This window comes from Corynebacterium afermentans subsp. lipophilum (assembly GCF_030408375.1).
GTDB lineage: Bacteria > Actinomycetota > Actinomycetes > Mycobacteriales > Mycobacteriaceae > Corynebacterium > Corynebacterium lipophilum.
The window spans coordinates 1,666,198-1,692,647 of sequence record NZ_CP046530.1 but is presented as its reverse complement, the minus strand read 5'-3'; the positions used below and the strand labels follow the sequence as shown (position 1 = coordinate 1,692,647).

General features: G+C 54.9%; 21 protein-coding genes and 1 tRNA gene. 20 read left to right on the top strand and 2 right to left on the bottom strand.

Translation table 11 applies throughout. The features are described 5' to 3' along the window. The first annotated feature begins 217 nt into the window (after positions 1–217). From CAFEL_RS08085 to CAFEL_RS08055, 7 genes are all read left to right on the top strand, one after another. Positions 218–1,024 (top strand): lytic transglycosylase domain-containing protein, encoded by an 807-nt coding sequence (locus CAFEL_RS08085; RefSeq protein WP_194559657.1) that lies wholly within the window; start codon positions 218–220, stop codon positions 1,022–1,024. A gap of 60 nt (positions 1,025–1,084) precedes the next feature. Continuing rightward, on the top strand, positions 1,085–2,359 hold the full coding sequence (gene eno / locus CAFEL_RS08080) for a phosphopyruvate hydratase (RefSeq protein WP_194559656.1): 1,275 nt from the start codon (positions 1,085–1,087) through the stop codon (positions 2,357–2,359). A 159-nt stretch (positions 2,360–2,518) separates the two neighbouring features. Beyond that, a complete protein-coding gene (locus CAFEL_RS08075) occupies positions 2,519–3,355 on the top strand; it encodes a type IV toxin-antitoxin system AbiEi family antitoxin domain-containing protein (RefSeq protein WP_194559655.1) in 837 nt (278 codons plus the stop codon). Beyond that, complete coding sequence (locus tag CAFEL_RS08070) at positions 3,342–4,277, top strand: nucleotidyl transferase AbiEii/AbiGii toxin family protein (RefSeq protein WP_194559654.1); 936 nt, start codon at positions 3,342–3,344, stop codon at positions 4,275–4,277. The genes CAFEL_RS08075 and CAFEL_RS08070 overlap by 14 nt, the downstream gene beginning before the upstream one ends. A gap of 123 nt (positions 4,278–4,400) precedes the next feature. Further along, positions 4,401–5,117 carry a septum formation initiator family protein gene (locus CAFEL_RS08065; protein WP_290171987.1) on the top strand — a complete coding sequence of 239 codons (717 nt, stop codon included), beginning with the start codon at positions 4,401–4,403 and terminating at the stop codon, positions 5,115–5,117. 24 nt (positions 5,118–5,141) lie between these two features. Continuing rightward, a complete protein-coding gene (locus CAFEL_RS08060) occupies positions 5,142–5,705 on the top strand; it encodes a DUF501 domain-containing protein (RefSeq protein WP_194559653.1) in 564 nt (187 codons plus the stop codon). Then, positions 5,702–6,625 carry a Ppx/GppA phosphatase family protein gene (locus tag CAFEL_RS08055; RefSeq protein ID WP_194559652.1) on the top strand — a complete coding sequence of 308 codons (924 nt, stop codon included), beginning with the start codon at positions 5,702–5,704 and terminating at the stop codon, positions 6,623–6,625. The genes CAFEL_RS08060 and CAFEL_RS08055 overlap by 4 nt, the downstream gene beginning before the upstream one ends. 12 nt (positions 6,626–6,637) lie before the next feature. On the opposite strand, the gene CAFEL_RS08050 is transcribed toward CAFEL_RS08055, so the two are convergent. Continuing rightward, complete coding sequence (locus CAFEL_RS08050; protein WP_194559651.1) at positions 6,638–6,910, bottom strand: hypothetical protein; 273 nt, start codon at positions 6,908–6,910, stop codon at positions 6,638–6,640. A gap of 125 nt (positions 6,911–7,035) precedes the next feature. Between CAFEL_RS08050 and wecB the strand changes: the two genes are divergently transcribed. From wecB to CAFEL_RS07985, 13 genes are all read left to right on the top strand, one after another. Next, positions 7,036–8,166 carry a non-hydrolyzing UDP-N-acetylglucosamine 2-epimerase gene (gene wecB, locus CAFEL_RS08045; RefSeq protein ID WP_194559650.1) on the top strand — a complete coding sequence of 377 codons (1,131 nt, stop codon included), beginning with the start codon at positions 7,036–7,038 and terminating at the stop codon, positions 8,164–8,166. A gap of 76 nt (positions 8,167–8,242) precedes the next feature. Further along, positions 8,243–8,316, top strand: a tRNA-Ile gene (locus CAFEL_RS08040). A 39-nt stretch (positions 8,317–8,355) separates the two neighbouring features. Then, positions 8,356–9,648, top strand: coding sequence for a glycosyltransferase family 4 protein (locus tag CAFEL_RS08035; RefSeq protein ID WP_194559649.1), 1,293 nt, complete (start codon positions 8,356–8,358; stop codon positions 9,646–9,648). A 3-nt stretch (positions 9,649–9,651) separates the two neighbouring features. Next, positions 9,652–11,187: a glycosyltransferase family 4 protein gene (locus tag CAFEL_RS08030; protein WP_194559648.1), complete on the top strand. Its 1,536-nt coding sequence runs from the start codon at positions 9,652–9,654 to the stop codon at positions 11,185–11,187. Beyond that, the gene (locus CAFEL_RS08025) at positions 11,184–12,434 is read left to right on the top strand and encodes a nucleotide sugar dehydrogenase (protein ID WP_194559647.1); all 1,251 of its coding nucleotides are present in this window, start codon (positions 11,184–11,186) and stop codon (positions 12,432–12,434) included. Before CAFEL_RS08030 ends, CAFEL_RS08025 begins: the two co-directional genes overlap by 4 nt. A gap of 110 nt (positions 12,435–12,544) precedes the next feature. After that, entirely contained in the window at positions 12,545–13,825 is a 1,281-nt protein-coding gene (locus tag CAFEL_RS08020; protein WP_290171986.1) for a nucleotide sugar dehydrogenase, read from the top strand. A gap of 69 nt (positions 13,826–13,894) precedes the next feature. Next, positions 13,895–14,749 carry an ABC transporter permease gene (locus CAFEL_RS08015; RefSeq protein ID WP_194559646.1) on the top strand — a complete coding sequence of 285 codons (855 nt, stop codon included), beginning with the start codon at positions 13,895–13,897 and terminating at the stop codon, positions 14,747–14,749. Continuing rightward, entirely contained in the window at positions 14,733–15,554 is an 822-nt protein-coding gene (locus tag CAFEL_RS08010; RefSeq protein ID WP_194559645.1) for an ABC transporter ATP-binding protein, read from the top strand. Before CAFEL_RS08015 ends, CAFEL_RS08010 begins: the two co-directional genes overlap by 17 nt. Positions 15,555–15,673: 119 nt before the next feature. Then, the gene (locus CAFEL_RS08005) at positions 15,674–16,780 is read left to right on the top strand and encodes a glycosyltransferase (protein WP_194559644.1); all 1,107 of its coding nucleotides are present in this window, start codon (positions 15,674–15,676) and stop codon (positions 16,778–16,780) included. Positions 16,781–16,789: 9 nt separating this feature from the next. Next, positions 16,790–19,579, top strand: coding sequence for a glycosyltransferase family 2 protein (locus tag CAFEL_RS08000; RefSeq protein ID WP_194559643.1), 2,790 nt, complete (start codon positions 16,790–16,792; stop codon positions 19,577–19,579). Positions 19,580–19,632: 53 nt separating this feature from the next. Further along, entirely contained in the window at positions 19,633–22,155 is a 2,523-nt protein-coding gene (locus tag CAFEL_RS07995) for a glycosyltransferase (protein ID WP_194559642.1), read from the top strand. 73 nt (positions 22,156–22,228) lie between these two features. Beyond that, positions 22,229–22,882 carry a hypothetical protein gene (locus tag CAFEL_RS07990; RefSeq protein ID WP_194559641.1) on the top strand — a complete coding sequence of 218 codons (654 nt, stop codon included), beginning with the start codon at positions 22,229–22,231 and terminating at the stop codon, positions 22,880–22,882. Between the two features lie 457 nt (positions 22,883–23,339). Next, positions 23,340–24,740, top strand: a complete 1,401-nt coding sequence (locus tag CAFEL_RS07985; protein WP_194559640.1) for an asparagine synthetase B family protein — start codon at positions 23,340–23,342, stop codon at positions 24,738–24,740. Positions 24,741–24,872: 132 nt separating this feature from the next. On the opposite strand, the gene CAFEL_RS07980 is transcribed toward CAFEL_RS07985, so the two are convergent. Continuing rightward, a complete protein-coding gene (locus CAFEL_RS07980) occupies positions 24,873–26,183 on the bottom strand; it encodes an ATP-grasp domain-containing protein (RefSeq protein WP_194559639.1) in 1,311 nt (436 codons plus the stop codon). Between the last annotated feature and the right edge of the window lie 267 nt (positions 26,184–26,450).

The following is a 26,450-nucleotide window of genomic DNA, read 5'->3' as shown; positions in this document are numbered from 1 at the left end:
GTAGCTAGAAATCAGCTCGCCGGCTGGGGTGGACATATGCGGATTGACTCGCGTAGATGAAAACCCAAAAACGACCGCGCGAAACCCCAGCTCGACCAACCACCGCCCGCCCCAAAACACCCGCTGAATTCAGGCTAACTGCGACAAAACCCAACGCGGGTATGTGCCACCGGCGTGTTAGCCATTCGCGGGCATCCGCGCGGTACACTCTCCGGTCATGTCAGCAGCCAGGCGAGTAGCGCGCGGGTGCGGCTGCGCGGGTGTGCTCGTCGCGGCCGCCGCCGTGGTGATGGTGGTCGCGCTGGTGGCGTGGCTCATCGCCGCGTTTTCCTCCCCGGACCGCCACGAGCCGCTGCAGCCGGTGCCCACCACCATGCCGCCGCCGGCAGCCGCGGCGCCCCCGCCTATCGACGTCCACGGCCCCGGCCGCACCTCCGACCTGCTCTTTGACTGGTCGCAGGATATCGGCAACGCCACCAACGTCCCCGGCCAGGCCATCCGCGCATACGCCAACGCCGCCCTGATCGCCGCCGAGTCCTGGCCTGCCTGCAACCTGCAGTGGAACACGCTCGCCGGCATCGGTTGGGTGGAAACGCGCCACGGCACGTACACGGGCCACTTCAACAACTCCCAGTTAAACCAGGACGGCTACCCGGAGCCGCCGATCATTGGCCCGAAGCTCGACGGCGACGGCTTCGCCCACGTCACCGACACCGACCAAGGCGCCTTCGATAACGACCCCGAGTTCGACCGCGCCGTGGGCCCGATGCAGTTCATTCCCGAGTCGTGGGCGCGCTACGGTCGCGACGCCAACGGCGACGGCCACCCGGACCCGCAGCAGATCGACGACGCCGCCCTCGGCGCCGCGAACCTGCTGTGCAACTCCGGCGGCGCCACGCGCGACTTGGCCACGGAGGAGGGCTGGCGCCAGGCCATTTTCGCCTACAACCAGTCCAACGACTACGTGGCCAAAGTCCGCGACGCCGCGGCGAACTACGCCATGAACCAACCGGCGCACCGCTAGCCAACCCCGGGCTAAGCTAGTACGCGGTAAGACAGCACTCGACCCACGCAAGGAGTCACCATGGCCGACATCATGCACATCTTCGCCCGCGAGATCCTGGATTCCCGAGGCAACCCGACTGTGGAGGTGGAGGCGCTGCTCGCGGACGGCTCCCACGGCCGCGCTGGCGTGCCGTCCGGCGCGTCCACGGGCGAGCACGAGGCGCACGAGCTTCGCGACGGTGACGAGCGCTACGCCGGCAAGGGTGTGCTGAAGGCCGTCGAGAACGTCAACGAGACCATTGCGGACGAGTTGGCGGGGATTGAGGCGGACGACCAGCGGATCGTCGATACGCTTATGCTCGAGCTCGATGGCACCGACAACAAGAAGAAGCTGGGCGCGAACGCCCTTTTGGGCGTGTCCATGGCTGTGGCGAAGGCCGCGGCGGATTCGGCTGCGCTGCCGCTGTACCGCTACATCGGCGGCCCGAACGCGCACGTGCTGCCGGTGCCGATGATGAACATCCTCAACGGCGGCGCGCATGCGGATTCGGGTGTGGACGTCCAGGAGTTCATGATCGCCCCGGTCGGCGCGGATACCTTCACGGAGGCGCTGCGCATGGGCGCTGAGGTCTACCACGCGCTCAAGAGCGTGCTGAAGTCCAAGGACCTGTCCACGGGTCTTGGCGACGAGGGCGGCTTCGCCCCGTCCGTCGGCTCCACCAAGGAGGCCCTGGACCTGATCGTGGAGGCCATTGAGAAGGCCGGCTACAAGCTTGGCGACGATGTCGCGCTCGCCCTGGACGTCGCATCCTCCGAGTTCTTCGAGGACGGCGCCTACAACTTCGAGGGCGGCAAGCACTCCGCCGAGGAGATGATCAAGGTCTACGCCGACCTGGTGGAGCAGTACCCGATCGTCTCTATCGAGGACCCGCTGGATGAAAACGACTGGGACGGCTACGTGACCCTGACCGAGCAGCTGGGCGACAAGGTGCAGATCGTCGGCGACGACTTCTTCGTCACCAACCCGAAGCGCCTGGCCGAGGGCATTGAGAAAAATGCCGCGAACGCGCTGTTGGTCAAGGTCAACCAGATTGGCACCCTGACCGAGACCTTCGACGCTGTGGAGCTGGCCCACCGCAACGGTTACCGCACCATGATGTCCCACCGCTCCGGCGAGACCGAGGACACCACCATCGCCGACCTGGCCGTGGCGCTGTCCTGCGGCCAGATCAAGACCGGTGCGCCGGCCCGCTCCGAGCGCGTGGCCAAGTACAACCGCCTTCTGCGCATCGAGGAGGAGCTCGGCCCGGCCGCCGAGTACGCGGGCCGCTCTGCGTTCCCGCGCTTCAAGTAAGCACCTGCCTATCGACGTACCTTCGGCCCCGCCCGTTTTCGGCGCGGGGCCTTCTTTTGGTCGCACTACTTGACGTTTGTATCAATTTAGACTAACGATTGTATCGTCCTAGGTGATACAATCGTCAGCTGAAAACGATACAAAGTGACGGAGGGGCATATGAAGCAAGCGGAGGTGCTGGCGACCTTGGAAACGGTCGCCTCTGACCAGTGGGGGATCGTGACTACGGCGCAGGCGGGCCGGGAGGGCGTGGAAAGGCTGCAACTGTCGCGGTTGGCAGAGAAGGGTGACCTTGATCGAGCGCGACATGGCGTGTACCTGCTGCCTTCTCACCAGGCTGGGCCCGAGGATGAAATTCGTGCTGCGTGGTTGTCGCTCGAGCCGAAGAAATTCATCGACGAGCGCTGGGAGGATGAGTGGCCCGTCGTGGTCTCTCACGAGTCTGCGGCGCGCATCCACGGCATTGGGCGTTTGATTCCGCCGAAACTCACGTTCTCAACGGGTGGCACGAAGCAGACGCGGCAGCAGGGGATCCGTATCTACACTCGCCGGGAGCTTGCAGAGGCAGACATCGTCTCAGTAAACGGTCTGCCAGTGACAAGTGTTACCAGGACGGTCGGCGACCTGGCTGAACAAAAGATCGAAAGGGGATACCTGGCCGACCTTGTTGCGGACGCTCTGCGGAAGGAAAACGTGCGTATCGACGACCTCGCCGAGAAACTGACTCCGGCCGCTCGTTCCTACGGGGCGAAAACGGGCATGCAGCTAGTCTCCGAACTCAGCGCCGAAGCGTCTTCCGTGGAAGATATCGTCGAGCGGAGAAACCGGTTCGTCCACGGCACCGGGTTGACGGTGGACGAGCTTTACGACGCGGGCACGTTGAAGGCATTCCAAGAGAACATTGTGGCAATTGCTACATACTTGGAACGCATGTCGGACCCTCTAGAAAAGCGTCTGAAAGAGATTGTGGAATGGCGTCCCAATGGTGATAAGTAGGCGCGAGAGCAAGGAAAGACAGAGAAAGATCAACCAAGCTATCGCGAAGAGAGCGAAGCATCGCGGTCTGCCGAGCGATTTGATTCGCTACCAGATCGCGTTTGAGGGTTTCCTGGAGCGAGTCTTTCAGACGGGAACCGATGAGTGGGTGCTCAAAGGAGGGGCGTCACTGCTGATGCGAAATGGTGAGGGACGTACGACCACCGATGTTGATTTGGCCCGCATTCCTCGGCTTGGTCCGCTTGAGAGCATCGAAGCCGAGATGCACGAGATTGCTCGACGGCCCGGACAGGGTTCTCTGAGTTACAGGGTGAGAAGTGTGCGGCAGAAGCGAACAGGTAGTGACGATGGCTACAGAGGGCCAACTTACGAAGTCTCGCTCGACGCCATGATGGGGGCCGTTGTGTTCCAGGCCTTTAGCCTGGACCTCACCGAACAGCGGCATACGCAGGAACCACATGAACGGGTAGAAGTTGATCCGACGCTGGGCAAACTCTCATCGGAGCGCCTTAAACCGTTTGCGGTTTACGCCACTGCGATTGAATCGCAGCTCGCGGACAAAATCTGCGCGATGAGGGAAGAACACCGCAGTGGGGATAGCAACCGTTACCACGACCTGGCGGACATCATCGCTATTTTGCTCACACAATCGATATCGGCGGAAAAGCTGGGAAGCGCTTGCCGGCACGAAGCGCGGCGAAGGGGAATTGAGACCCCGACGGAGATGTGGGCACCACCGTCGTGGGAGAAGAACTACTCTGCGCACGCCGCGACCTATTTCGGTTTACCCGAGGCATACCGCAGCTTCCCGGCAGCGATGTCGTATGTTTCCGAGGTGCTGGATCCGGCGCTATCCGGTGATCTCGGCGAATCTTATTGGAATCCGAGTGGGCAGTGTTGGGGCGAAAGCGCACAAAGTTGAGCGTGTGTCTATCCGATTTATTTATGATCAACTGACCGCGGATCATGCCTCGAGGCGGAGCTGCGGAGCATCCGCAAGTTCGTCGTCGACGACGCGAACGCCCGGGCCCGCTTCAACGAACTGGTGGAGGACCTGCGCTCCCGCTACGCCGGCCGCACCACTATCCGTGAGATCCCCGAACGTATCTCGCCTCTGGCGTATCATCTGCTGATTATGACGAAGCGCTCCCGCACCCGCCGCCCCAGCACGGTCCCCGTTGCCAGCCGCGACCGGGAAAACGCCGAGCGCGCCGCGCGCCGCAAGCAGCGCGGCAGGGCCATCGCATTCCCGAAGCAGGACATGGCGAGCGTGGTCATCCTCATCGCTGTGCTGATCCTCGTGCTGCTGGCCATCGCGGCTCCGCTGCGTAACTTCTACGAGGGCCGCGCCGAGATCGCCCGCGCCAACGAATCCATCGCCCGCCTCGAGGCCCAGAAAAAGGCACTCGAGGACGACATCGCCATGTACGACGACGACGCCTTCCTCAAACAGGAAGCCCGCCGCCGCCTCGGCGTGATGGAGGAGGGCGAGACCGCCTGGCGCATCATCGACCCCCGCATGACCGCCCCCGAGGCCATCACCACCGGCAAGGACGACATCCCCGACACCCGCACCTGGCCGGAAGTGATGTGGGATTCCCTGCGCGAGGTCCCGGCCGAGGAGCTTCTGCCTATCGACGACGCTCCGCCCGCCCCCGCCCCCGAAGCACCAGCGCCAGAAGTCCCTGCTCCGGAGGGGCCCGCACCCGAGGTGCCTGCGCCCGAAGCGCCGGCACCGGAAGCTCCCGCGCCAGCGCAGTAGGCGGCATGTGGGACAATGGCCCGCATGCACACTCCTCCCTCTGACGAACAACTCGCGATCGTTGCCGAGCAGCTCGGACGCACCCCGCGCGGCGTGCTCGCCATCGCGTACACCACCCCGGACAACCAGCCCGCAGTGGTGAAAACCGCGCCCAAACTCGACGACGGCACCCCTTTCCCCACCCTCTACTACCTCACAGACCCCCGCCTGACCGCCGAGGCTTCCCGCCTCGAGGTCGCCCAGGTGATGAAGTGGATGGAAAACCGCCTCAACGCCGACAGCGACGAAGGGGAAGACCTGCGTGCCGACTACCTCGCCGCTCACGAGCACTTCCTCGTCGAGCGCAACGCCATTGAGGACCTGGGCACCGACTTCTCCGGCGGCGGTATGCCGGAGCGTGTGAAGTGCCTCCACGTGCTCATCGCCTACGCGCTTGCGGAAGGCCCGGAGCGCGTCCGTTTCGGCACGGAAGCCGTGGCCCTGGCCGCCGAGCACGGCGACCTGCGTGGGACCGCCATCCCTGCCGACTGGCCCACGCTCGACGACCTCGGCATCACCCTCGCTGAAGCAGGGGAGGGGCTGGCATGACGCGCGTGGCTGCCGTGGACTGCGGCACAAACTCCATCCGCCTACTCATCCACGACACCGACACCGGCGAGGTCTCTCGTCGCAATACAATCGTCCGTCTTGGGCAGGGTGTCGACGAGACCGGCCAGTTCGCGCCAGAGGCTATCGAGCGCACCCGCGCGGCACTTGCCGACTATGTCGAGGAGATGCAGCGCGAAAACGTCACCCGCGTGCGCATGGTGACCACTTCCGCGACGCGCGACGCCGCCAACCGCGAGGAGTTTTTCGCCATGACCCGCGAGCTGCTCGGCCAGATCCAGCCAAATGCAGTCGCGGAGGTCATCACCGGCGAGGAGGAAGCGGCGCTGTCGTTCGCCGGCGCCACCGCGGACATCGACTCGGCCCGGGGCCCATTCTGCGTGATCGATCTCGGCGGCGGCTCGACGGAGTTTGTCATGGAGGGCCACGCCATCTCCACCCAAATGGGGTGTGTGCGCATTACCGAGCGCATCATGCGCACCGACCCGCCCACGGCGGAGGAGACCGCCGAGGCAAGAAAATTTATCGACGAGAAAATCGCCGAGGCCGCGTCCACCGTCCCTTTTGCAGATGCGCAAATATTCGTTGGCTGCGCTGGCACCTTCACCACACTCTCCGCACTAGCGCAGGGGCTGGAATCCTACGACCCCGAGCGCATCCACATGTCGGAGATCCCCTTCGACCGGCTGCGCAAGGTGACCGCGGACCTGCGCGCCAAGACCGCAGCGCAACGTCGTGAGAACCCGGTGGTCCACCCGGGCCGCGCCGACGTGATCGGTTCCGGCTCCACCGTGGTGGAGCAGCTCATAGACGCCTTCGAGCGCGAAGCCGGCGCCACCAGCTTCGTCGTCAGTGAAAAGGACATCCTCGACGGCATTGTCGCAGGCCTTGCTCAGGACTAGGGGTGGGTGCCTCTAGTCCTGATCCGGCTCGTAGATCGTGTCCTCGATCTGCTTGTCGGACTTGCCGCGGAGCTTCTTGCCCTTGCGCAGGTCTTTGACCTCGCGCATGCGTGGCTCCGGATCAATCTTGTTCGCGATCGCTCGGCGAGTAGAGGCCGTGACCTGCTTGGTCACCGGCGAGTTAGCGACAGCCTGCGCGGCGTTGACGATCTGATGGTAGCGCTTCCGGCCGGCTTTCGTGCCGAGCACATACCCGGCGGCGGCCCCGACAACGTATTGGTACATGGTGGCTAGTGTATCTAGGAGTGGAAGTTCGCATTGACTTCACAACTACCGGTAGTGTTCAAAGAAGTCACCGGCAGCTTGAAATCAATTGGTTTTGAGCGGAGAAAGAAAAGCTTGGACGAGGAATGGTAAGTGAAAACCCGAAGGTGATGGTGGTGTATGGGACACGGCCAGAAGCCATCAAACTTGCACCGGTCATCCGTCGGCTGAAGTCCTACGACGATTTAGATGTAGTCGTGGTGTCGACGGCGCAGCACCAGCAGTTGCTTGCGTCGATAGTCGAGAGGTTTGGCATTCACGCTGACCATGAACTTCCAGCAATGCCTGCGGGGAGGACGCTCAATCAACTTTTGGCATCGACGATTAGTGGCCTTGACTCCATCCTTGCGGAAGTCGAACCTCAACTGGCTCTCGTCCAAGGGGATACAACGACTGCCTTCGCCTCCGCATTAGCGGCGTTCAACAGGGGAGTAAAGGTGGTACACCTTGAAGCTGGGCTGCGAACCGGGGATATTCGTGCACCTTTCCCTGAAGAAGCAAACCGCCGGTTAATTAGCCAGACCGCTGAACTACACTGTGCACCGTCTGGAGATGCCGCACAGAACTTGCTTGCGGAAGGCATCCCCAAGGAAAAAATCGTTATAACGGGAAATACGGTTATCGATGCCCTCTATGAAGTTGCGGAATGGGACGTCGAATTTTCTGATGACCGCGTTAAGGACCTCGTTGATCAGGACGCCAGATTCGTCTTGGTGACGGCCCATAGAAGGGAAAATTTGGGTAAACTTGGGGAGATTGCCGCTGCAATAGACCAACTTGCCGAAACATTCAGTAACGTCTCTTTTGTGGTTCCGCTTCACGCCAACCCGCTGATCAAAGAAACGTTTCAACAAAAACTCGCCCTCAAAGATAATGTGTTTCTGATCGATGCGTTGCCCTACCCGGAATTTACAGCGCTGTTGAGACGAAGCTGGATGGTGATTACGGACTCGGGTGGGGTGCAGGAAGAAGCGCCGGCATTAGGCATCCCGGTCTTGCTTATGCGAGATAAGACTGAACGGCATGAAGTGCTCCAGTCTGGGTCTGTCCGTTTAGTAGGTACCGACGCGACCCGAATTGTCGAGGCAGCTACTCGAATTCTGGATGACGAGGAAGAGCGGGCGTCGATGTCTGTCGTTTCAAGCCCATATGGAGAAGGAAGAGCTTCCTACCGGGTTGCTGACGCTCTCCACAATTTGCTCATAGCGAATAGTTAGAGACTCCTCCGGCAAGTAGGTCAAGGGGGCATTTCATCACGGGAAGAATCACATGGCTATACTTTCCCGCAAGCGAGGGGCTATAGCTCAGTCGGTTAGAGCTACGGACTCATAATCCGTTGGTCGCGGGTTCGAGCCCCGCTGGCCCCACAGTGGTTCCTGCGCACCAATACTGGAAGGACAATACACTTGCGTATTTTGGTACTTTCACAGTATTGGTGGCCGGAAAATGGCGTGCCTCAGCGACGTTGGTCGTGGCTGACAAACCATCTAAAAGATCTCGGTCACGAAGTAGTGGTAGTTGCACCTCCCCCTCACTACAACCGAGAACTTAGCTTCAGGGACTACGTCAACTCGATCTTTGATCGACAGTCCGTTTACGAAGTTGGCCCCGATGGCGAAAAAATATGGCGCTGTGGGTATTTGCCCTCTAGTAAATCGTTAACTTACCGCGCGTTAAATCAGGGGTACGTGGCGATCAGCACAGTGATAACAAGTTTTCGGCAGCGACGGTCAGATGGCTTTAGACCGGACCTAGTCATCGGGACTGTGCCTGCGTTGCCCACCGCGATGGCAGCTTACTTAGTGGGGTGTATTTTCAATCGGCCCTACATTATTGATTTGAGAGACGCTTGGCCTGACCTACTTGATTATAGCTCGTCGTGGAATGCCGGAACAGGACGGAAATCGTTGCGTGAACGAGTGCTTCGGTGGGGGCCGCTTCAGCTTGTAAGCAAGTTGACGCACCTTTCGTTGCAGTTTTGCTATGAGCACAGCACCGCGATGATTTTGACGTCTGATTACCTTAAACAGCGGTTATCGGAGCGAATGGACGGCAACGGGTTAGATCCGAAACCCGATCTAGCGACGATTCGCAATGTATTTCCTCCGCGGTCCACTCCGGAGATAAAAGAAGCGAAGACTACTGGAGACAAACTTCGGGTTCTCTATGCGGGGACGCTTGGCCGCGCACAGCAACTATCCAATGCAATCGAAGCTGTTCGCATTGCGAAAGCTAGAGGGTGCGCCGTGGAACTGCACCTTGTGGGGGCTGGCGCCACTAGTGCGGCGCTGCGGACGATGATCAGGGGAACAGAGCTGCCTGTTCGGATTTATCAACGTCTGGGTGCTGAGGAAATGGCAGACCATTACGAGTGGGCGGATACCGCACTGGTTCATCTGGCGGACTGGGAGCCACTCAAAGCTGCTGTCCCTAGCAAAACCTTTGAGTTGATTCAGCTAGGGATTCATATTAGCGGTGCAATCCAAGGTGAAACAGCAGATATTATTCGAAAGCTAAAAGCGGGGGATGTTGTACCACCAAATGACCCCGAAGCACTGGCCGAGCTTTGGTGCGAGCTTAGCCGAGACCGTACACGTCTTGCGGTCGGGGATGGTCCTGCCAAAGCCCTTCATTACGAAGAGAGCATAGTAGTACCGGATACCTTAAGAATGATCTTGGATAAAGCTACTGGGAGGTGAGAGATGCTAAGTTCCCTACGTGCTTTAAGCGCCTTTGCGACATATATCGGCCAGCAGGTCTTACTGGACCCTCGTGAACTTGCTTCAAAGGTGCGTCGAAAACTGGGGTTTAGAAATCACTGTCATGCACACCTGACCGAGGCCGAACGGCTGGAGGACTTAGGCGAGTACTCTCTAGCAATTCAGAAAGCGAACCTTTTTGTATTGCGACCTCTGGAAACATGGAAGAATCTGCTAGTTCGAATTCGATGCCGGCAACGATTGGCATGGTTTGCCGCTCCGATTCAGCAGACAGTTGATAACGCTGCAACGAGGAGTCGGCACCGTAAAAATGGGGTGCTATATGTCTGTGGTAACTCACTGCCATACACGAACTCCGGCTACTCCAAGCGCACACATGCGCTTCTGAGCGCAATAGTGCAAACAGGTTTTCCAGTCGCCGCTCAAACGCGTTTGAACTATCCCGCTGAGATCGGCCAACCGGTATTTCGAATGCAGAACCGCATTGATGGGGTCGACTACTTCCGGGATGTTGCAGCTGTTCAACCTACGACTGTGACGCGATACATTCGACGCAGTGCTCGCGGAATCCAGAAACGAGCAAACCAAGCCAATCCCATGATTCTTCATACGACCACTGGTTTTCCTAACGCAGTAGTCGTATCTCGAGCTGCACGGGATACAGGTCTGCCATGGATTTACGAGATGCGGGGTGAGATCGAAAAAACCTGGCTTTCTGCTCCAACTAAGAGCGGAGAGCTTCGTTCTGAAGGATCGGAGCATTACCGGCGTTGGCGGGAAAAAGAACTCGAGGCAGCTAAGCGCGCAGCTGGGGTGGTAGTGCTGAGCGAAATCGCCCGTGACGATCTCATTACGCGAGGAGTCGAACCGGAGAAAATATTAGTTGCTCCCAACGCAGTGGAGGAATCAGTTTTCTCCTATGGGTTGTCAGCGCAGGAAGCTAAGCAACGAGCCGGGGTGGACCCGGAGAAGACAACAATCGGTACTGTCACATCGGTGGTCCACTACGAGGGTTTAGAGACTCTGATCCGCGCTCTCCCTCTGCTTCCGATCACGTACCAGGCTCTGATCGTCGGTGATGGGGAAGATCTCAACCGGTTGAAACAGGTGGCGAAAAACTTGGGTGTGTCTTCCCGCGTCCGCTTTGCGGGAAGACAGCCTCAAGCACAAGCACTTCAGTGGTACCGGGCCTTGGATGTCTTTGTTGTCCCGCGGAAGGACTTACCGGTCTGTAGAACAGTGACACCGATCAAACCGCTAGCAGCGTTAGCCTTGGGTATTCCAGTCGTCACCTCGGACCTACCGGCGCTCAGGGAGGTGACTGGTGGTCACGCAACATATTTTGCAGCGGATAACCCCAAAGAACTGGCAAGTGTCATAATAGATTGCCGAGCAACTGGCGAAGATCCTTCCAATGCGAGGGCTTGGGCCCGAAATAGGACTTGGCCGAAAAATGCAGCGAATATTGTGGCCTTCTACCAAGAGGTCGCGGGCGACTTAGAAAGCGAGTCACTGTGAGTGAAGGAAACAGCCGAGCTTCCGTTTGCGTCGTCGGGCTCGGTTATATCGGCTTGCCAACAGCGGTTGTGTTGGCGAAAGCTACTGGGAACGTTGTCGGCTACGAGATCGATGATGAAAAACGTCAAGTCATTCTCGGCGGGCGGGCGCCGTTTAAGGAAAAAGGCCTGGATACAGCACTTCAAGAAGTACTTGAAGCCAGCTCCCTCACAGTCGCGGAGACGCTCCCTGAGGCGAACTGCTTCATCGTGGCGGTACCAACGCCGATTGATGGGGACAAGAATGTCGATTTGGCGTATTTGAATTCAGCGATCGAGAACGTTAGTAGACGCCTGCAAGGCGATGAGCTGATCGTGATTGAATCAACCTGTCCACCTGGCACGACTCAGAAGGTCCGAAGTTGGGTTCTTGAGGCTCGTCCTGATCTCAGCAGTCAAATTGAAAGTGATTCTATCCAATTCGCTTACTGCCCCGAGCGGGTTTTACCAGGTAATATACTTTTCGAAATTACCGAGAATGACCGGATTGTAGGCGGACTTACGGGGGCAGCTGCTGAGCGGGCAAACGCGTTGTATGAATCGTTCTGCCGCGGAACGATTCATCTTACGGATGCGACAACTGCAGAAATTACAAAACTTGCAGAGAACACTTTCCGCGATATCAACATCGCGTTTGCAAATGAACTCGAAACTATATCTCGGGATTTGGGGACCGATGCATGGGAGGTGATTTCTCTGGCAAATCAACACCCCCGTGTGAACATTTTGAAACCTGGCCCGGGAGTTGGCGGGCACTGTATCGCAGTTGATCCGTGGTTCTTGGCGGCCGCTTCGGCGTCCTCTACTCCGGTGATTGAGGCAGCGAGGATGGTCAATGATGCGAAGCCCGGGCAGGTCGTAAGCCGCGTCGTTGGCGCCATTGAACCCGACGCTGTCGTTTCAATACTTGTGCTCGGAATCACGTTTAAAGAAAACGTCGACGATGTCAGGGAGTCTCCCGCCGTCAAAGTTGTTTCAGCGCTTGCGCGGGAACTACCTAGCAGTCAGATTCTCGTGGTTGATCCGATGGCGGCTGAGCTTCCGGATTGTTTGAGAGCAGCTACAAACGTGCGGTTCAGTGCCGAGGTCCCCGGTGTTTTCCAGGACTTCGATGTTGTTGTTGGGCTCGTTGCACACGATGACTTTAGGTCAATCAGGACTGCAGATTTCGGGGAAGCAATCGTTGTGGATACCCGGAATATGTTCTAAATGTGCGTGACCCCACGAGTAAAACGTATAGTTAATGCATTGATCTACGGATAGGCTGCGGCTCGCTCGAGATCACCGACGGTAAATGATCAACCCGACTGGGAGGAATTGTGGAAAGAACAGCGACGATTGTGGGACAGGGCTACGTTGGCCTGCCTCTCGCACAAGCAGCAGCAAAGGCGGGTTGGAAGATCTGGGGCTTGGACACCAACGCGAAGACCGTTGAAGCCCTCAACAATGGCAAGTCTCACGTCGACGACCTGTCTGACGACGAGATCGCCGAAATGATCTCCCTCGGCTACGAAGCCACTGTGGACCCGACCTGCATTGCGAATAGCCAGGTTGTAGTCGTTTGCGTTCCTACGCCGCTGGGAGACGCTGGCTCACCCGACCTGCGAGCGGTCGAAGCTGCTACATCCACTGTCGGTCGGCACCTGCGCAAAGGCAGCACCTACATTCTCGAGTCCACCACTTACCCTGGTACTACCGATAATGTCTGCATCCCCTTGCTGGAGGGGCACTCAAAATTCGTTGCGGGCAAAGACTTCCACGTCGCTTATAGCCCGGAGCGTGTTGACCCGGGCTCCAAGAAATTCGGCATTGTGAATACCCCGAAGTTAGTGGGTGGATTGGATGCGGAATCCAGTGCAAAGGCGAAAGAGTTCTACGGAAGCTTCATCGACACCGTCGTTGACATTGAAGGAACCAAGGAAGCTGAGACGGCAAAGCTACTGGAAAACACCTTCCGTCACGTCAACATCGCTCTCGTTAATGAAATGGCGCAGTTCTGCAATGAGCTCGGCATTAACATTTGGGAGGTAATCCGCGGCGCGTCCACTAAGCCGTTCGGATTCATGCGTTTCAATCCCGGGCCGGGAGTCGGTGGGCACTGCATCCCGATTGACCCCAACTACCTCTCGTATGAGGTGCGTAAGGAGCTCGGTTACCCGTTCAGGTTCGTCGAGCTTGCGCAAGAAATCAATAACTCGATGCCTACGTACGTAGTCGATCGTGCCGTGCGTCTGCTTAACACCGAAAAGAAATCGCTAAACAGTTCGAATGTGCTGCTATTGGGTATCACGTACAAGCCGAATATCGCTGACCAGCGACAGTCTCCGGCGGTTCCAGTCGCTCAGAGGCTGTTGTCTCTTGGCGCTGACCTGCATTACCATGACCCATTCGTCGAAACGTGGAACGTCTCTGACGATCCGAATGATGACGAGATCAAACTCGGCAGGGTTGATGACCTAAATAGCGCGGTCGAAGAAGCGGACATCGTAATTCTGTTGCAGCCTCATGCTGACTACGACATCGAAGACCTTGTCAATAGGGCAGATATGTTCTTCGACACTGTGGGTATTACTGAGGGCGATCAGGCTCATCGTCTCTAACACGAGTTGGAGTGCGATCGTAGAAGCGGTCGCATTCTGCGATCTCGATTGGCAAAAGGCTGGAGTATTGTGAGTGAAACTATTCACGTCAACATAAGTGGATTGAAGCGTCTCCAGTCTCGGCCACCAATCGGAGAGTACCTCCGAGATATTTGGCGCACCAGAAATTTCACGCTGCTAAACGCCCGAACCAGCGCGAATAGAAATGGTCGAGATACATTTCTGGGGCGCATCTGGGTGCTGCTAGATCCTCTCTTACAGACTGCCTTTTACGGCTTCATCTTCGGAGTGATCTTGCAGGTGTCGAAAGGCATGGACAACTTTCCAGGCTTCCTAGCAATTGGTGTTGTCTTCTTCCGAATCACCACTCGAGGAATTACTTCGGGAGGAAATCTGGTTAGAAGATCTCGCGCGATGATGTCGTCGTTTAACTTTCCGCGCGGTGCGGTTGTCATTGGCGAAACATTGAAAAACGCGATCGACGGGATCGTACCCGCAATAGTAGCGATTGTGCTCGCAATCCTGTGGCAATTGGACCAGCCCGTTCACTGGACTGTGATTATGGTTGTCCCAGTATATATTCTGGCGCAGTTCTTCTGTCTCGGCTGCAGCTTTGTTGTTGCCCGCGCTTGTGCCTTTGTGCCGGATTTAAAGTCTTTGGTGAGTCTCGTAAATCGTGGCCTATTCTTCCTATCTGGCGTGTTTTTCTCCATCGAGAGATTTGTGAATCACCCCACGCTCGAATTGCTAATGAAACTCAACCCGGTGCATCAGTTTCTCACCGCAGTAAGGGTGTCCGTCCTCGACGGTACGATCCCGACTAGTTTCACATGGCTATATATGGCTGGTTGGAGCTTCGGCTTGACCATTCTAGGATTCTTATATTTCTGGGCAGCGGAAGGTCGATATGCAACTCTCAGATAGGCCGGTGATTGTGGCCGATGGTGTTGGTCTGACTTATAGGCTGAGTAATAGCGGTTCAGCGTATCTGCTGCCGTTCTTTGGAAAAGGTGTAGACGTTGAGGCCCTTAAGGGCGTGAGCTTCGTCATCCGCCGCGGTGAATCCGTCGGGATATTAGGTAGAAATGGGTCGGGCAAATCTTCCCTATTGTCCATTTTGTCTGGGCAGATTGCGGCAACTTTCGGCGAAGTTTTTGTCTCGTCTACGCCTTCGCTGCTCAGTGTTTCTGCTGCACTGCAAGGGGACCTAACCGGGAGGGTCAATGCCCGCCTAGGATTATTAGCTCAGGGAATGACTAGGCAGGAAAGCAGGCGCCGCGCGGAGGATATTGGTGAATGGACAGAGCTAGGCGAAGCTTTCGACAGACCACTCAAGACCTACTCTTCAGGAATGAAGGCACGATTAAAGTTTGCAATTGCAACCGAGACAGCCTCTGAGATCTTGATGGTCGATGAGGCTCTTTCCACGGGTGACTCCACTTTCGCGATAAAGGCTCGGGAGCGGATGGCAAATTTTCTCGGTGATAGCGGAACTGTAATAGTCGTTTCCCACTCAGCCTCTACGATTCGGAAACAATGCGACCGAGTTATTTGGATCAACAGTGGGGTAATGGTGGCAGACGGCGCTGTCGGAGAAATTGCACCAATCTACGAGAAGTGGAACAAGCTGCGGGCGCGAAAGCGAATCGACGAGGCGGACGCTTTGATGGATCGCACTATCGCAGAATTTGGGCAACCCGAAGTTCACACTTTTGGTAGCAGCAGCTGAGAAACTACGCGTATTAGACATTCTGCGTAAGAAAGTGAGGTTGTCCTTTGAGATGGTCAAAGATACGATCCCGTCTCCACGCAACGAGAGGAAAGGTTAGCGAAGCTGACTTTAGGGAGATGACTCGGCGCGTTGAGCAGAACAGTCAGGGAGAACACTATTCCTCAGATCGTCGAGTGCTGTTGATTAGTAGTAATGGCGCCGGTTTGGGGCATCTAACTCGCCTCGCGGCGATCTCCCGCTTCCTAAATGGGCAGAGTCTTATATATACACTTTCGAGCGCCTATCACGTGTTAGGCAAGAGCTCAAAGGAGATTGTCTATTTCCCTTCCTATGGCGATATTGGGATCGATGGGGCGGTTTGGAACCCTTTGATGAAAGCTCATTTGGGAGCGGTAATTAAGGGGTTCCGGCCGGATATAATCATTTTCGACGGTACCTATGTTTACCGGGGCGTTACCGCTGTGGCACGTCAGGCGGGTGTGCCACTTATATGGCTGCAGAGAGGCTGTTGGCAGCCCAACGTGCTAAGAAAAAGCGTGCAACGGCAGAATCCCGAGAGTTACGTCGATGGAATCGTAGTGCCTCGTGACTACGGCTGTCGGGAGCCCGAAGGGGACAGGCAGGGAGCATTGGAACCCTGCTATGTGAATCCGGTAACGCTTCTTGGGCGAGATGAGTTGCTAGATCGAGTCGAGGCTCGGCGCCAGTTGGGCCTACCACAAGATAAGCGACTCTTCTTAGTGCAGGTTGGTGCCGGTGTTTTGAACGACACTAACCATTTGAAAGCCTCTGCGATCGCTGCTGTTCGGGGACTGGGCGCGGAATGGGAACCAGTTCTAGTTGCAAACCCTTTAAAAAAGGACTTCGAATTAGAGCGACATGATGTGCTGACGTTTAGCGCATATCCAGTCCTCAAATACCTTAAAGCTTTCGACGCCGCAATTCTTGCTGCGGGCTACAACTCCGTACAAGAGAGCGTCGTATCAGAGTTGCCGGCGATATTTGTTCCTAATCTTCATACAAAGACCGATGACCAAGTGCGAAGAGCGAAGGGAATGGCCGATAAGGGCCTTGGCATGATTGCAACCACCGTGAATGAAATCGAAACCTCTGTAATTGAGTTAGGAAAGAAGGATATTCGTGTGACGATTTCCCGTGCGTTGTTCGATGCTGGATTGAGCAACGGAGCTGAAGAAGTTGAAGCTGTTTTAGAGCGATATTAACTTTAAAGGGTGCGAGAATTGTTCAAAAAATTTGGCCGGACTCAGCTGATTACGCTTGTTGGTGTCGTATTCGCCCTTTCTGCGAGTGTCTTGGCAGCGTTTGGGAAACTAACAGGTACGCTTCTCTTCCTATCTGCTGCGTTGCTGATACTGATTTTTATTACGGCAGTCATTCACCGATACTTGGTGAGCACGCGGGCAGCTACTAACCGGCAGTTTGAAAAAGTCCGGAAGCTTATAGAGGAACAGAGTGAGCTAAACAGCGTTATCCTTTCTGAAGCAAGCACAAGGACTGCGGAGCAAAAACGTCCGGTGACGCCTCAGGAAAGTCCGAAGAGTTCCGGTCGAGAAAAGGCTGCGCCCGCAAAGAAGGAAGCGCCAGTCCGGGAAACTTCATCGGCTGCACCGCCACTGCGATCGCCGATGATGTCTGAGAACGATAGAGAAGTGGCAGTCGCGCGAGCGATTAATAGAGATCCAAAGTCTGCCTCACGCTTTGCGCTAAAAGTAAAAAGCCAGCGCGTACGCAATTCTTTTGCGCGTGCGGCCTCTGGATACTTCTATTCGTACGAGCAACTGATTTCGATTCTGCGGCGATTGAGGGAAGATGGCCTCACAGATTTTGAAACGGTTAAAAGCTGGGACGCGGATGTCCTTCTTGCCCTGGCGCAAGTCTTAGGCAACCAGAGGTTGACCGAATCTGACCTAGACGATGCGCGGACAATTCTCGTTGTTGTAGCAGCTGTGTTTGGAGAGAACAAGCTATCCCGAGAGGATCGACTCCTCTTGTCGGAGATTGTAGGCGAGTGCGGCGACTGGGAGACCGCAGCTTACATTCTCGAAGCGCTGGGGCTCAATAGGAGCAACTCGGTGCAGTATCATTTTACTTTAGCGAACCAGTTTGCTGGCGTTCACGGACGAGCAAGCGAGTGGCTAGAGCCAGTCAACGAGGTCTTTCGAACTAACGGTCTTAGCCAGGTCACCTTTGGACAGTGCGACACGACTGACCTTGATCAGCTTCAAGCGGAGTCTTTGAAGTTACGTGTAGAGGCGCATTCCCAGTCGTTGGTGAGCGTTATTATGCCTACTTATGAAGGCGCTTCGCGTATTAGGACTGCACTGAATTCTCTCGTCTCTCAATCGTGGGAGAACCTTGAGATCCTTGTAGTTGATGATGGCTCCAGCGACGAAAACATCTCTGCATTAAAAGAGATCGTCGCGGATTACCCGATTGCGAAGTTGGTGCTCTTAGAAGAGAACGGTGGCGCCTACGCAGCCAGGAATGCCGGGCTTCGTCTAGCTAAAGGGGAGTACTTCACTGTTCATGATGACGACGATTGGTCCCACCCTCAAAAGATCGCTTCACAGGTTGGGCACCTCATAGAAAACCCCGACCTGGTAGGCACTACATCTAAACACGCCCGAGTGACGGAGGATCTCAGATTCACTCGAATTAACCGGCGCCCCGAGTTCGCACAGAACAATATGTCTTCTCTGTTGCTGCGTACGGAGGATGCCCGGGCTTTGGGCGGCTGGCATGAGGTGAACCGCGGGGCTGACGAAGAATTCACGCTTCGATTGCAAAAAGCTACTGGGAAGAAGATTGGGTGTTGCTCGGACATCCCGCTATCGTTCACACGTACCCACGACCGTTCACTGACATCTGGAGAAATTCTTCGGGGATTCCAACACCCGTCTCGGATGCTATACCATTCCGCATTCACTGCGGTGCACAATGAGCTAAGTGCGGAATACATGAATCCAAATGTCAAAGCGTTGCCCGCGGATATGGAGCGAGGCAAGCGAGGCGCCCACCTTGGAACATTCGACTTTGGCTACGTTCTTGACGCTAAGGCCAGCGATTTTAACCAAGCCACTGCGCTTGCAGAGTTGCAGCGTCTAGATGAGATGGGCTACCGAGTTGCCCTCGTGCACCACCATAGTTTTGATGGTGCGACCGCCCCTCTCGTGAACCCACGAGTATTGGAACTTCTCGAGAAAACGGGGGTGCAGTTCCTTTCGTTCCAGAACGCTGCGCATTTCGATCACTTAATCATTCGCGATCCAAGAGCTTTCGAATTTGCCGAAGATACCACTAGCAACGTAACTGCAAATACTGTGGCGGTGGTTTCGGCTGCGGCAAGCTCGAAATCTCCTATCCAAGAGAGGCTCGCGAGAAGTGCACTGGATGGTCTCTGCCAAGTTCTCGGTAAGCGGGAATCGGAGATTCTCCTATTGAACGACTGGAACGGGCTCGCGCCGTTTAACTCGAGTCAAACGCATTCTTTGAGTACGGACGCGAAGCCTACTGTTGGGCGAGGACCCGCGCCTTCATCAAAGCAGTGGCCCAGCAAGGCATCGGAGATCAAGTCTGCATATGCGGGTAACGAGGTTTACGATGTTGTTCTAGTCGACAATTTTGATCAATCGAGCTCTAGGATTGAAAAGACGCTGCGGCAGGGCGCTGACTTTGTGTCTGGTGATACGTTCGATTTCGTTGATTTTGCCGAGAAGATTGATTTTTGGGTTGATATGGGGCCGGCACACTCCGAGCAATCTGTGGAAGTGCTTGCAGCACTAGCCACAGGAATTGTCGTAATGGTTCGACCAGGTTCTGAAGCGCTTTACGGGGACGCTGTGCTCTACGTCAAGCCGGATGCAGTCCAGTCTGTGGTTCGGCGGATAGTTGACTTCCCAGAACTGTACAAGCTTCAGCAAGAACGTGGAACACAATATCTGCCTGAACTTTGGTCTGAGTCCGAATTTGAGGGTTACATCAAAAACCTGAGGGAGAAGTAGTCGTGGTAGACAAATTAACTTGGATAGACGAGCGCTCCGTAGCCTCAGCCAGATTGAACAAAGACAACCTGTTGCTCGACTACGCGAAAATTTCCTCTAGGCGCCGAGGCGCTGCAATTGCTACTGCGAGGAGGGCGCAAGCGGACAGCTACCTCGATATTTTGGCTACTGAAGCGACAGGCCAGCCCACTACTTGGTCTCGGTTGCGCGGTGATCTTTTGCGTGCATTCACTGAAGGTGGAATGGGCAGGATCAGCTCCCTCATCCGGCGGAAGCTTAAACCGGTCGTTATAGCTGAATTGGGAAACTATCTCCTTCTTGCTAGTACAGACGAAGATGAAAGAAGGGTCGGCCTCGCAATTCTTCGTGCGACTCTAGAGGTTCTGCCGTTTGATCGCTCGGTACAAAAGTGGCGGCGTAATTGTGTCCAAGCTCTAATTCTTCGCGAAAGAGACAACGAGGCACTTGCCCTCTTAAATAAATGGAAGGAGACCGATAAATTCGAAAGAGGGTACCTCAGAGCTGAACTGAAGAACCCGTTCAGATTTGGGAATGGGAGACCAAATCCAACTGGAGATTTGGACGAATGGCTGAATAATTTCAATCGGCGATTCTCGGCCGATGGGGTGGCACCGGTAGAACTCGCCTTATCTGAAAAGAAGCCTTTCGACCGGCTCTTTGCAAGAGCTGAAAAGGCTCACGTGGAGGTAGCAAAGTCGAAACCATTAGTTACGGTGGTTATGACTTCATACCAGCCAAATCGCGATGAGCTTGAAACTTCAGTTCGTTCAATTTTAAACCAGACAATTTCCGATCTTGAGCTAATCATCGTTGATGATGCGTCGGGGCCCGATTATGACCAGTTATTTGAAGAAGTTGCTACTTGGGACGATCGAATTCGTTTAGTGCGGATGCCCGAGAATGGGGGAACTTACGCTTGCCGTAATCACGGCCTTTCACTCGCTAGCGGGGAGTTTTACACTGGGCAAGACGATGATGATTGGTCACATCCGCAACGCCTAGAGCACCAGCTTCGTTTCATGATGGATAACCCCAGTGTGCCTGCTTGCAAAGTAAGTGCAGTTCGCTGCGGTGAGAATCTCGGACGAGTATTCCTTGGCTACAACTATCGTTCCGCTAACGCATCTTCACTTATGGCTCGAGTTGAGCTTATGCGCCGCTTGGGTGGGTTTATGCCTGTTCGAAAGGCGGCGGATACGGAACTCGCGAAGCGAATCGAGATCGAGACTGGCAACGCGGTGGCCACGATCAACAAGCCACTTAGCATTGTGCGTATCCTGGAGGATTCTCTTTCGAGGAGTGATTTTGCAGCGGGTTGGAGTCATCCAACCCGAGACAGCTACAAGTCGGCCTATAATCTGTGGCACTCAACGGCAGAAAAGCAGCAATTACGACTGAATACTGAAGGCCAGCAGTCTGTCCCGGTGTTTGCCCCACGTCGCATTCGTGGTGCGGTCGGTGATACTGAAACTACCTATGACGTTGTACTGGCTGGCGATTGGAAAAAGTACGGTGGCCCTCAAAAATCTATGCTAGAGGAGCTAAAAGCTCTTACCGGGGCAGGGTACAGCGTGGGCATCCTGCATCTGGAAGCTGCTCGCTTTATGAGCACTCGATCAGCGGATTTGAATGAGCCGATTCAAACGCTTTTGAACGAGGGCGTAGTCGAGCAGGTCTTCTATGACGAGGTGGCTTCAGTGAAACTACTTGTACTGCGCTATCCGCCGATCCTACAGTTCCCTCCGAACGAAGCATCGAAATTGGAGGTTGAAAGGATGGTAGTTCTAGCAAATCAGGCACCGTCGGAGAAGGACGGGTCCGACATTAGATACCTGGTGCCGGATTGTCTAAAAAACGCTCGGTTTATGTTTCGCTCTGAAGTCTTGTGGGCACCTCAAGGCCCCCAAGTCCGCAAAGCGATTGAACCGTACCTAAACGATTCAGAACTATGTAATTTCGATCTCCCCGGAATCGTTGATCCGGAGGAATGGGCAAAGTCCTCCATCAATTTCAATGGTCAAAAGGTTCCTGTCATCGGCCGCCATTCCCGTGATGATCGTATGAAGTGGCCAGAGTCTCGTGAGGACATACTGGCGGCGTATCCAGCCGATGGCACAGTTAAAGTACGCGCGATGGGCGGATGGAATACGGTTTTCAAAATCCTAGGCAGAAAGAAAACTCCTGATAACTGGGAACTGCTGCAACGCGATGAAGAAGATGTTAGGTCTTTCCTGCATTCGTTAGACTTTTATGTTTTCTACCAACACTCGAGTGCGATCGAGGCTTTTGGTAGGTCCATTCTTGAGGCGATCGCATCTGACTTGGTAGTGATCTTGCCGCCTCATTACGAAGAAGTTTTTGGCGAAGCAGCTGTCTACTGCGCACCCACCGAGGTCAAGGAAGTTATTAACTATTATAGGCAAAATGCTGATAAATACTTCGCGCAAGTAGACAAGTCGAGAGATGTCTTGGCGAAGAACTTCACCCACGAAGCGCACGTAAGCAAAATTCAGATGCTTCTGAGCGAGTCAGAAACGGCTTATTCTGTCTCTTAAGCCAATCCGCGAACGTATATTGTGTCTAACCGACACTTTGATGACGTAAAGCACAAAATGGATAAGGAATTCGATGGTATTTGATGACTTTTTACATATCAATCTAGCCGATATAGCTAGCACTCCCCTTGGCGCGGAAATAGGGTTTGGGGCTGACCGAAAACTATTAATCGAGTCGGAGGGGGTTTGGTTTCCGGTGCTCATCCGCGTCAGCAAGAGATACAATTCCCGCCTGCTCGTTATGTATAATGGGGCGGTTGACCGCGAGCGATCGAAATCGGGCTTAGTTTTCCAGCGGTCATCCTGGGTTGATGATTTTAACGCGACCCGTGTGCATTTCGCGGATCCCACGATCCTCGAGTTTCCCGATATGTCGATTGGCTGGGGACAACTGTCTAAGGAGCGCTGGGGGATCGAAGTGTATGTCGATATACTAAACGAGTTGAGGAAGGCTCTGTTACTTCCAACTGCGGACCGCACACTCCACTACGGAAGTTCCGCCGGCGGTCATCAAGCCATTATGACTGCGGCCCTAGATAGGGGCAGTCGTTGCCTCGCCAACAATCCCCAAACAGATATTACCAAATATTGGCCGGGTCACCAGGCAAGGCTATACCAGAATATTTTTCAGGATGACCCTAAAGGTACCCAGACCCTGGTAGATACTCCTTGGCGTCTTAAATGTGTGGAGATGTTCCGCAAACAGGGGTATGTTCCCCCCCCTTGAAATTGTTACGAATGTGAATTCAAGCAGAGACTTTGATCTTCAATTCATCCCTTTTATACGTGCCATGAATGGACTTGTTCCGGGCAAGAATTCCGTAACTTTCGAGGGGTACTGGGATCCCGAGGGTGGACACCGGGCTCTGAGCAGGAAAGAAACGCGTATTCGAATTAATAGGACGCTTGATCGGTTTGATGCAACGCTAACGTAGCTAGCTGGCGCCGTTATAACTGCGGGTAGGCGATTTTTGTATACCGCTAGTAAACATGATCCTTCATCCTAGTCCGCCGATAAAAGCAGTGTTCGTGTAGAAGCGGTCTAACCCTTCCCATTAACCCTCCTTCTTTCGGACGACTTAGCGGTGCGTGCTTCCATTTAGCAACATTTCGGTACAGCGGCGCTTCCCTGTCTCGCGTGTATCGTTTTCAGATTGACCGGTTTTCAAGGAAGGTTTTTAACTATGGCAGAAGAAAATTATCCGAGGGGCTTTGTTCTTGGAGGGAATCCCTCATCCCGCCCTGCTGGGTTTGTCGAGTCGACCTTACTTCCTGGTCTCTTTGTTGATCCACTTAATGAGATTAGATCTGCACATGACGCTCATTCCAAAAACGCTGTGATTGTGATCGGCACTTGCAGGTCGCTCAACGGCGACCCAAGTGACGTAGCTCCTCGCCTCCTAAGGGAGCTGTCTGCAAGTTCGTCCAAGGGTTTTTTTAATGCATTGGACGCCCTGGTCGGCAGGTTCGTGGTCATTTATCGGGAGGGGGGCGTGCTGCGAGTAGTCACCGATGCGACGGCTATGCGTCCGGTTTTCTTCTCTGAAGGCGGAGGGGCGATCGCCTCGCATGCGAAATTGCTCGCGGATTCGGAGGGCAAGGCCGACACACTGCCGTTCGCGAGCTCATTTCCGGCAAACTTTACCCCGTACAAGGGTATTAGGATTCTCTTACCAAATTTCGTACTTGACTTCGAGACAGGAGCACTCGAGCGTTTTTGGCCGCGGCAAGCGATTGAACCTCGATCTGTTGAGAAGGCCGCCCATCAAGTACTGACCCTCTCGACGCGATCTATTTCCGTCTTAGCTCGAGATCGGATTAGTTGGATGGCGGTGACAGCGGGTTTGGATTCGCGCGTGCTACTCGCCGTTGCGTTGAATGCAGGGGTCGATTTCACGGCTTTCACTTACGGGCAGAATGCGGGAACACTCGTCGACCGCGAAATTGCTAAAATGCTAGCTAGACAGTTCGATTTTACGCATAGGGAGCTTCCTACTGCGAAACCAAACAAAGATCTCAGGGAGGCACTGTCGAATAGCCATTACTGGGATCACCACTGGTCCGCGGTAGGTCCCCTGCGCGCGGCTATCGGAAACCCTGAAGCAGCAGTCTTTACTGCGAACATCCTAGAGATCGGGCAAAGCAATTTCCGCAAGTTAGATTGGAATGCTGGCGCGGAAGAACCGCGGACTGCTGAGCAGATGGCTTTTGTCTATTTTCGGAAGCTGTCTAAGAGAGCGAAGGATCAGGTCCGCAATTACGGTCATCAGCGGTATATGGGAGAAGTCACCGCGTATTTCCAGCGAATGATCGACGAAACCGGAGGCAACACCGAGCTTCTCGACCCATTTGATGAATATTATTGGAATATCAGAATGGGGACTTGGCATGGCCCTAACACGGTCGAAAAAGATTTCTACGGTGAACCGCTGAATCCATTTAATTCTCGTAGCATTATCGAACCGTTAATTTCGGTGTCAAAGTTAGACCAGTATGATTTATCCGTCTTCCTGAGGCTTATAACTCTGGTCGACCCGCGCCTACTGGAACTTCCAATAAATCCTGCGAATTTGAAAGGATTGTGAAACAACTCTGAGGGAGGGAAACTCGCTGGTAGTCATTAAGCCGCTATGGGACGTTGGGACCCAAGAACGAACGGAATTGATGCCGGGGTATTGAACAGGCTAGCGGGCTGGTATTTCTGTTTGTTCCCCGGGCTACATTTCGAGTGGCCGGATTGTCAGATGCTTTACCGGATCAGATTCCGGCGATGGGGCGGTGGCTGTCAAGCGTGCGGTCGAGCCATTGGCTAGAATCCAATTGGTTAACCGGTCTAGTGCAGCTGTAGTACCTTCGAGACGCAGGAAATATTCCTCGTTAGTAACGAAACCGGTGCCCCAAACACCGAATTCAATAGCGCGCGACCGCAGTGAACTTCTGAACTTCTCATCGTTCTTAGACCGTTTGAAGGTCAATTCAACCGACTTGGGCGTCGCCTTCTCGGCATGCGGAAAATAGTGCCTAACCAGCAGTGATCCTATGTCGCGTCTGGTCCCTTTGTGAGGCCACCTGTGGATATCGATATCCGGATTTGCATTCAACTCGAGCACAACCCAATCCTGATTATCGGGTGGTAGAGAGATATCGGAGGCAAGAATGTCGATGCCAAGAATTTCCGGAGAGTTGAAAAGCGCTGGTATCCTCGCGCAAATGTCTGCAAATCCGGGGTGGATTAGGTCCGTAACGTCTATACTGTCCCCGCCGGATCCTATGTTGGCAACCCGCTTCAGCCTGATAGCCTGGCCACGTTCGGGTGTGTCTGACGCTAGTAAACCTTGTTCCCGAAGCAAGGCAGTCGATTCGTCGTCAATGTTTATTAAATTTCTGCACAGTGAGGGGTTTGCCGCACGTTGTTGGTTTTTCTCCTCGACGAGCTGGGTGACCGTGCGTTTTCCGTCGCCGACGACGTTCGCTGGTTTTCTGAGGGTGCCGGCGACCACTTTCCCTCCAATGGTGACAACACGATAGTCTTGCCCAGTGATTTCCTTCTCTACAATTACTTCGCGATCCAATTGATCGACTGCGCGCTTAAAATCGTGGAAGGTGTTCACGTTTAGGGTAACTCCCTTGCCGTGTGACCCGGCTTTAGGTTTTACGACGCACGGAAGCCCAACTTGTGCGGCGGCTTCAAAGCTCTCATGGAGTCGTTCTTTATTGACCAGCGTGCCCATTGGGGTGTTAATGCCAGCGTCTCGAAGCCTCGTTTTTGTCCAAGCTTTGTCTCCTACTGCGCGAAAAGTCCCATATCCGGCATCTGAGGACATGACAGAACGAAATGTAACGATCTCACTGTTGAGTCGCGCGCCCCATAACGGGTTCGTCTTGTTGGTGTCCTTTATGCGAGTGACAATTTCAATATCGTGATCTGTTAGGCATCGCTGAAAGTAACCGACTTTGTGGCCAAGAGCCCTTAACTGTGGAAGCGTGTCTGGGGTCGGGATAGGGGGCGCGGGGGTGAAGTTTTCCATGGACTTCCTTGATCCGTAGTAATCGAAGTTGACATCGGCGGCCCTATTCTGCGTGAGAAATAGGGACGAATTAGGTTTTCGCATTGGGCATCATGCTGATTGGGCTTCGTGCTTCTCGGCGCTAGACGGTGCTATCACGCACTGATTATGCCCGCCAAGGAGGATCGGAGTTGAGTGGGTGCTACTTGGCAATTATTTTGTGTTTAACCTTAATCGCTCCGTTGCCTTTCGTGTGCTGACGTTGCCACGTCTTCGTGGGTGTTTATT

What these genes read in the sequence shown, in the direction of transcription:
- CAFEL_RS07980 (WP_194559639.1), bottom strand. Translation starts at nt 26,183, where the DNA reads ATGGAAAACTTCACCCCCGCGCCCCCTATCCCGACCCCAGACACGCTT.
- CAFEL_RS07985 (WP_194559640.1), top strand. Translation starts at nt 23,340, where the DNA reads ATGGCAGAAGAAAATTATCCGAGGGGCTTTGTTCTTGGAGGGAATCCC.
- CAFEL_RS08075 (WP_194559655.1), top strand. Translation starts at nt 2,519, where the DNA reads ATGAAGCAAGCGGAGGTGCTGGCGACCTTGGAAACGGTCGCCTCTGAC.
- wecB (WP_194559650.1), top strand. Translation starts at nt 7,036, where the DNA reads ATGGTAAGTGAAAACCCGAAGGTGATGGTGGTGTATGGGACACGGCCA.
- CAFEL_RS08010 (WP_194559645.1), top strand. Translation starts at nt 14,733, where the DNA reads ATGCAACTCTCAGATAGGCCGGTGATTGTGGCCGATGGTGTTGGTCTG.
- CAFEL_RS08055 (WP_194559652.1), top strand. Translation starts at nt 5,702, where the DNA reads ATGACGCGCGTGGCTGCCGTGGACTGCGGCACAAACTCCATCCGCCTA.
- eno (WP_194559656.1), top strand. Translation starts at nt 1,085, where the DNA reads ATGGCCGACATCATGCACATCTTCGCCCGCGAGATCCTGGATTCCCGA.
- CAFEL_RS08030 (WP_194559648.1), top strand. Translation starts at nt 9,652, where the DNA reads ATGCTAAGTTCCCTACGTGCTTTAAGCGCCTTTGCGACATATATCGGC.
- CAFEL_RS07990 (WP_194559641.1), top strand. Translation starts at nt 22,229, where the DNA reads ATGGTATTTGATGACTTTTTACATATCAATCTAGCCGATATAGCTAGC.
- CAFEL_RS08085 (WP_194559657.1), top strand. Translation starts at nt 218, where the DNA reads ATGTCAGCAGCCAGGCGAGTAGCGCGCGGGTGCGGCTGCGCGGGTGTG.
- CAFEL_RS08050 (WP_194559651.1), bottom strand. Translation starts at nt 6,910, where the DNA reads ATGTACCAATACGTTGTCGGGGCCGCCGCCGGGTATGTGCTCGGCACG.
- CAFEL_RS08005 (WP_194559644.1), top strand. Translation starts at nt 15,674, where the DNA reads ATGACTCGGCGCGTTGAGCAGAACAGTCAGGGAGAACACTATTCCTCA.
- CAFEL_RS08070 (WP_194559654.1), top strand. Translation starts at nt 3,342, where the DNA reads ATGGTGATAAGTAGGCGCGAGAGCAAGGAAAGACAGAGAAAGATCAAC.
- CAFEL_RS08060 (WP_194559653.1), top strand. Translation starts at nt 5,142, where the DNA reads ATGCACACTCCTCCCTCTGACGAACAACTCGCGATCGTTGCCGAGCAG.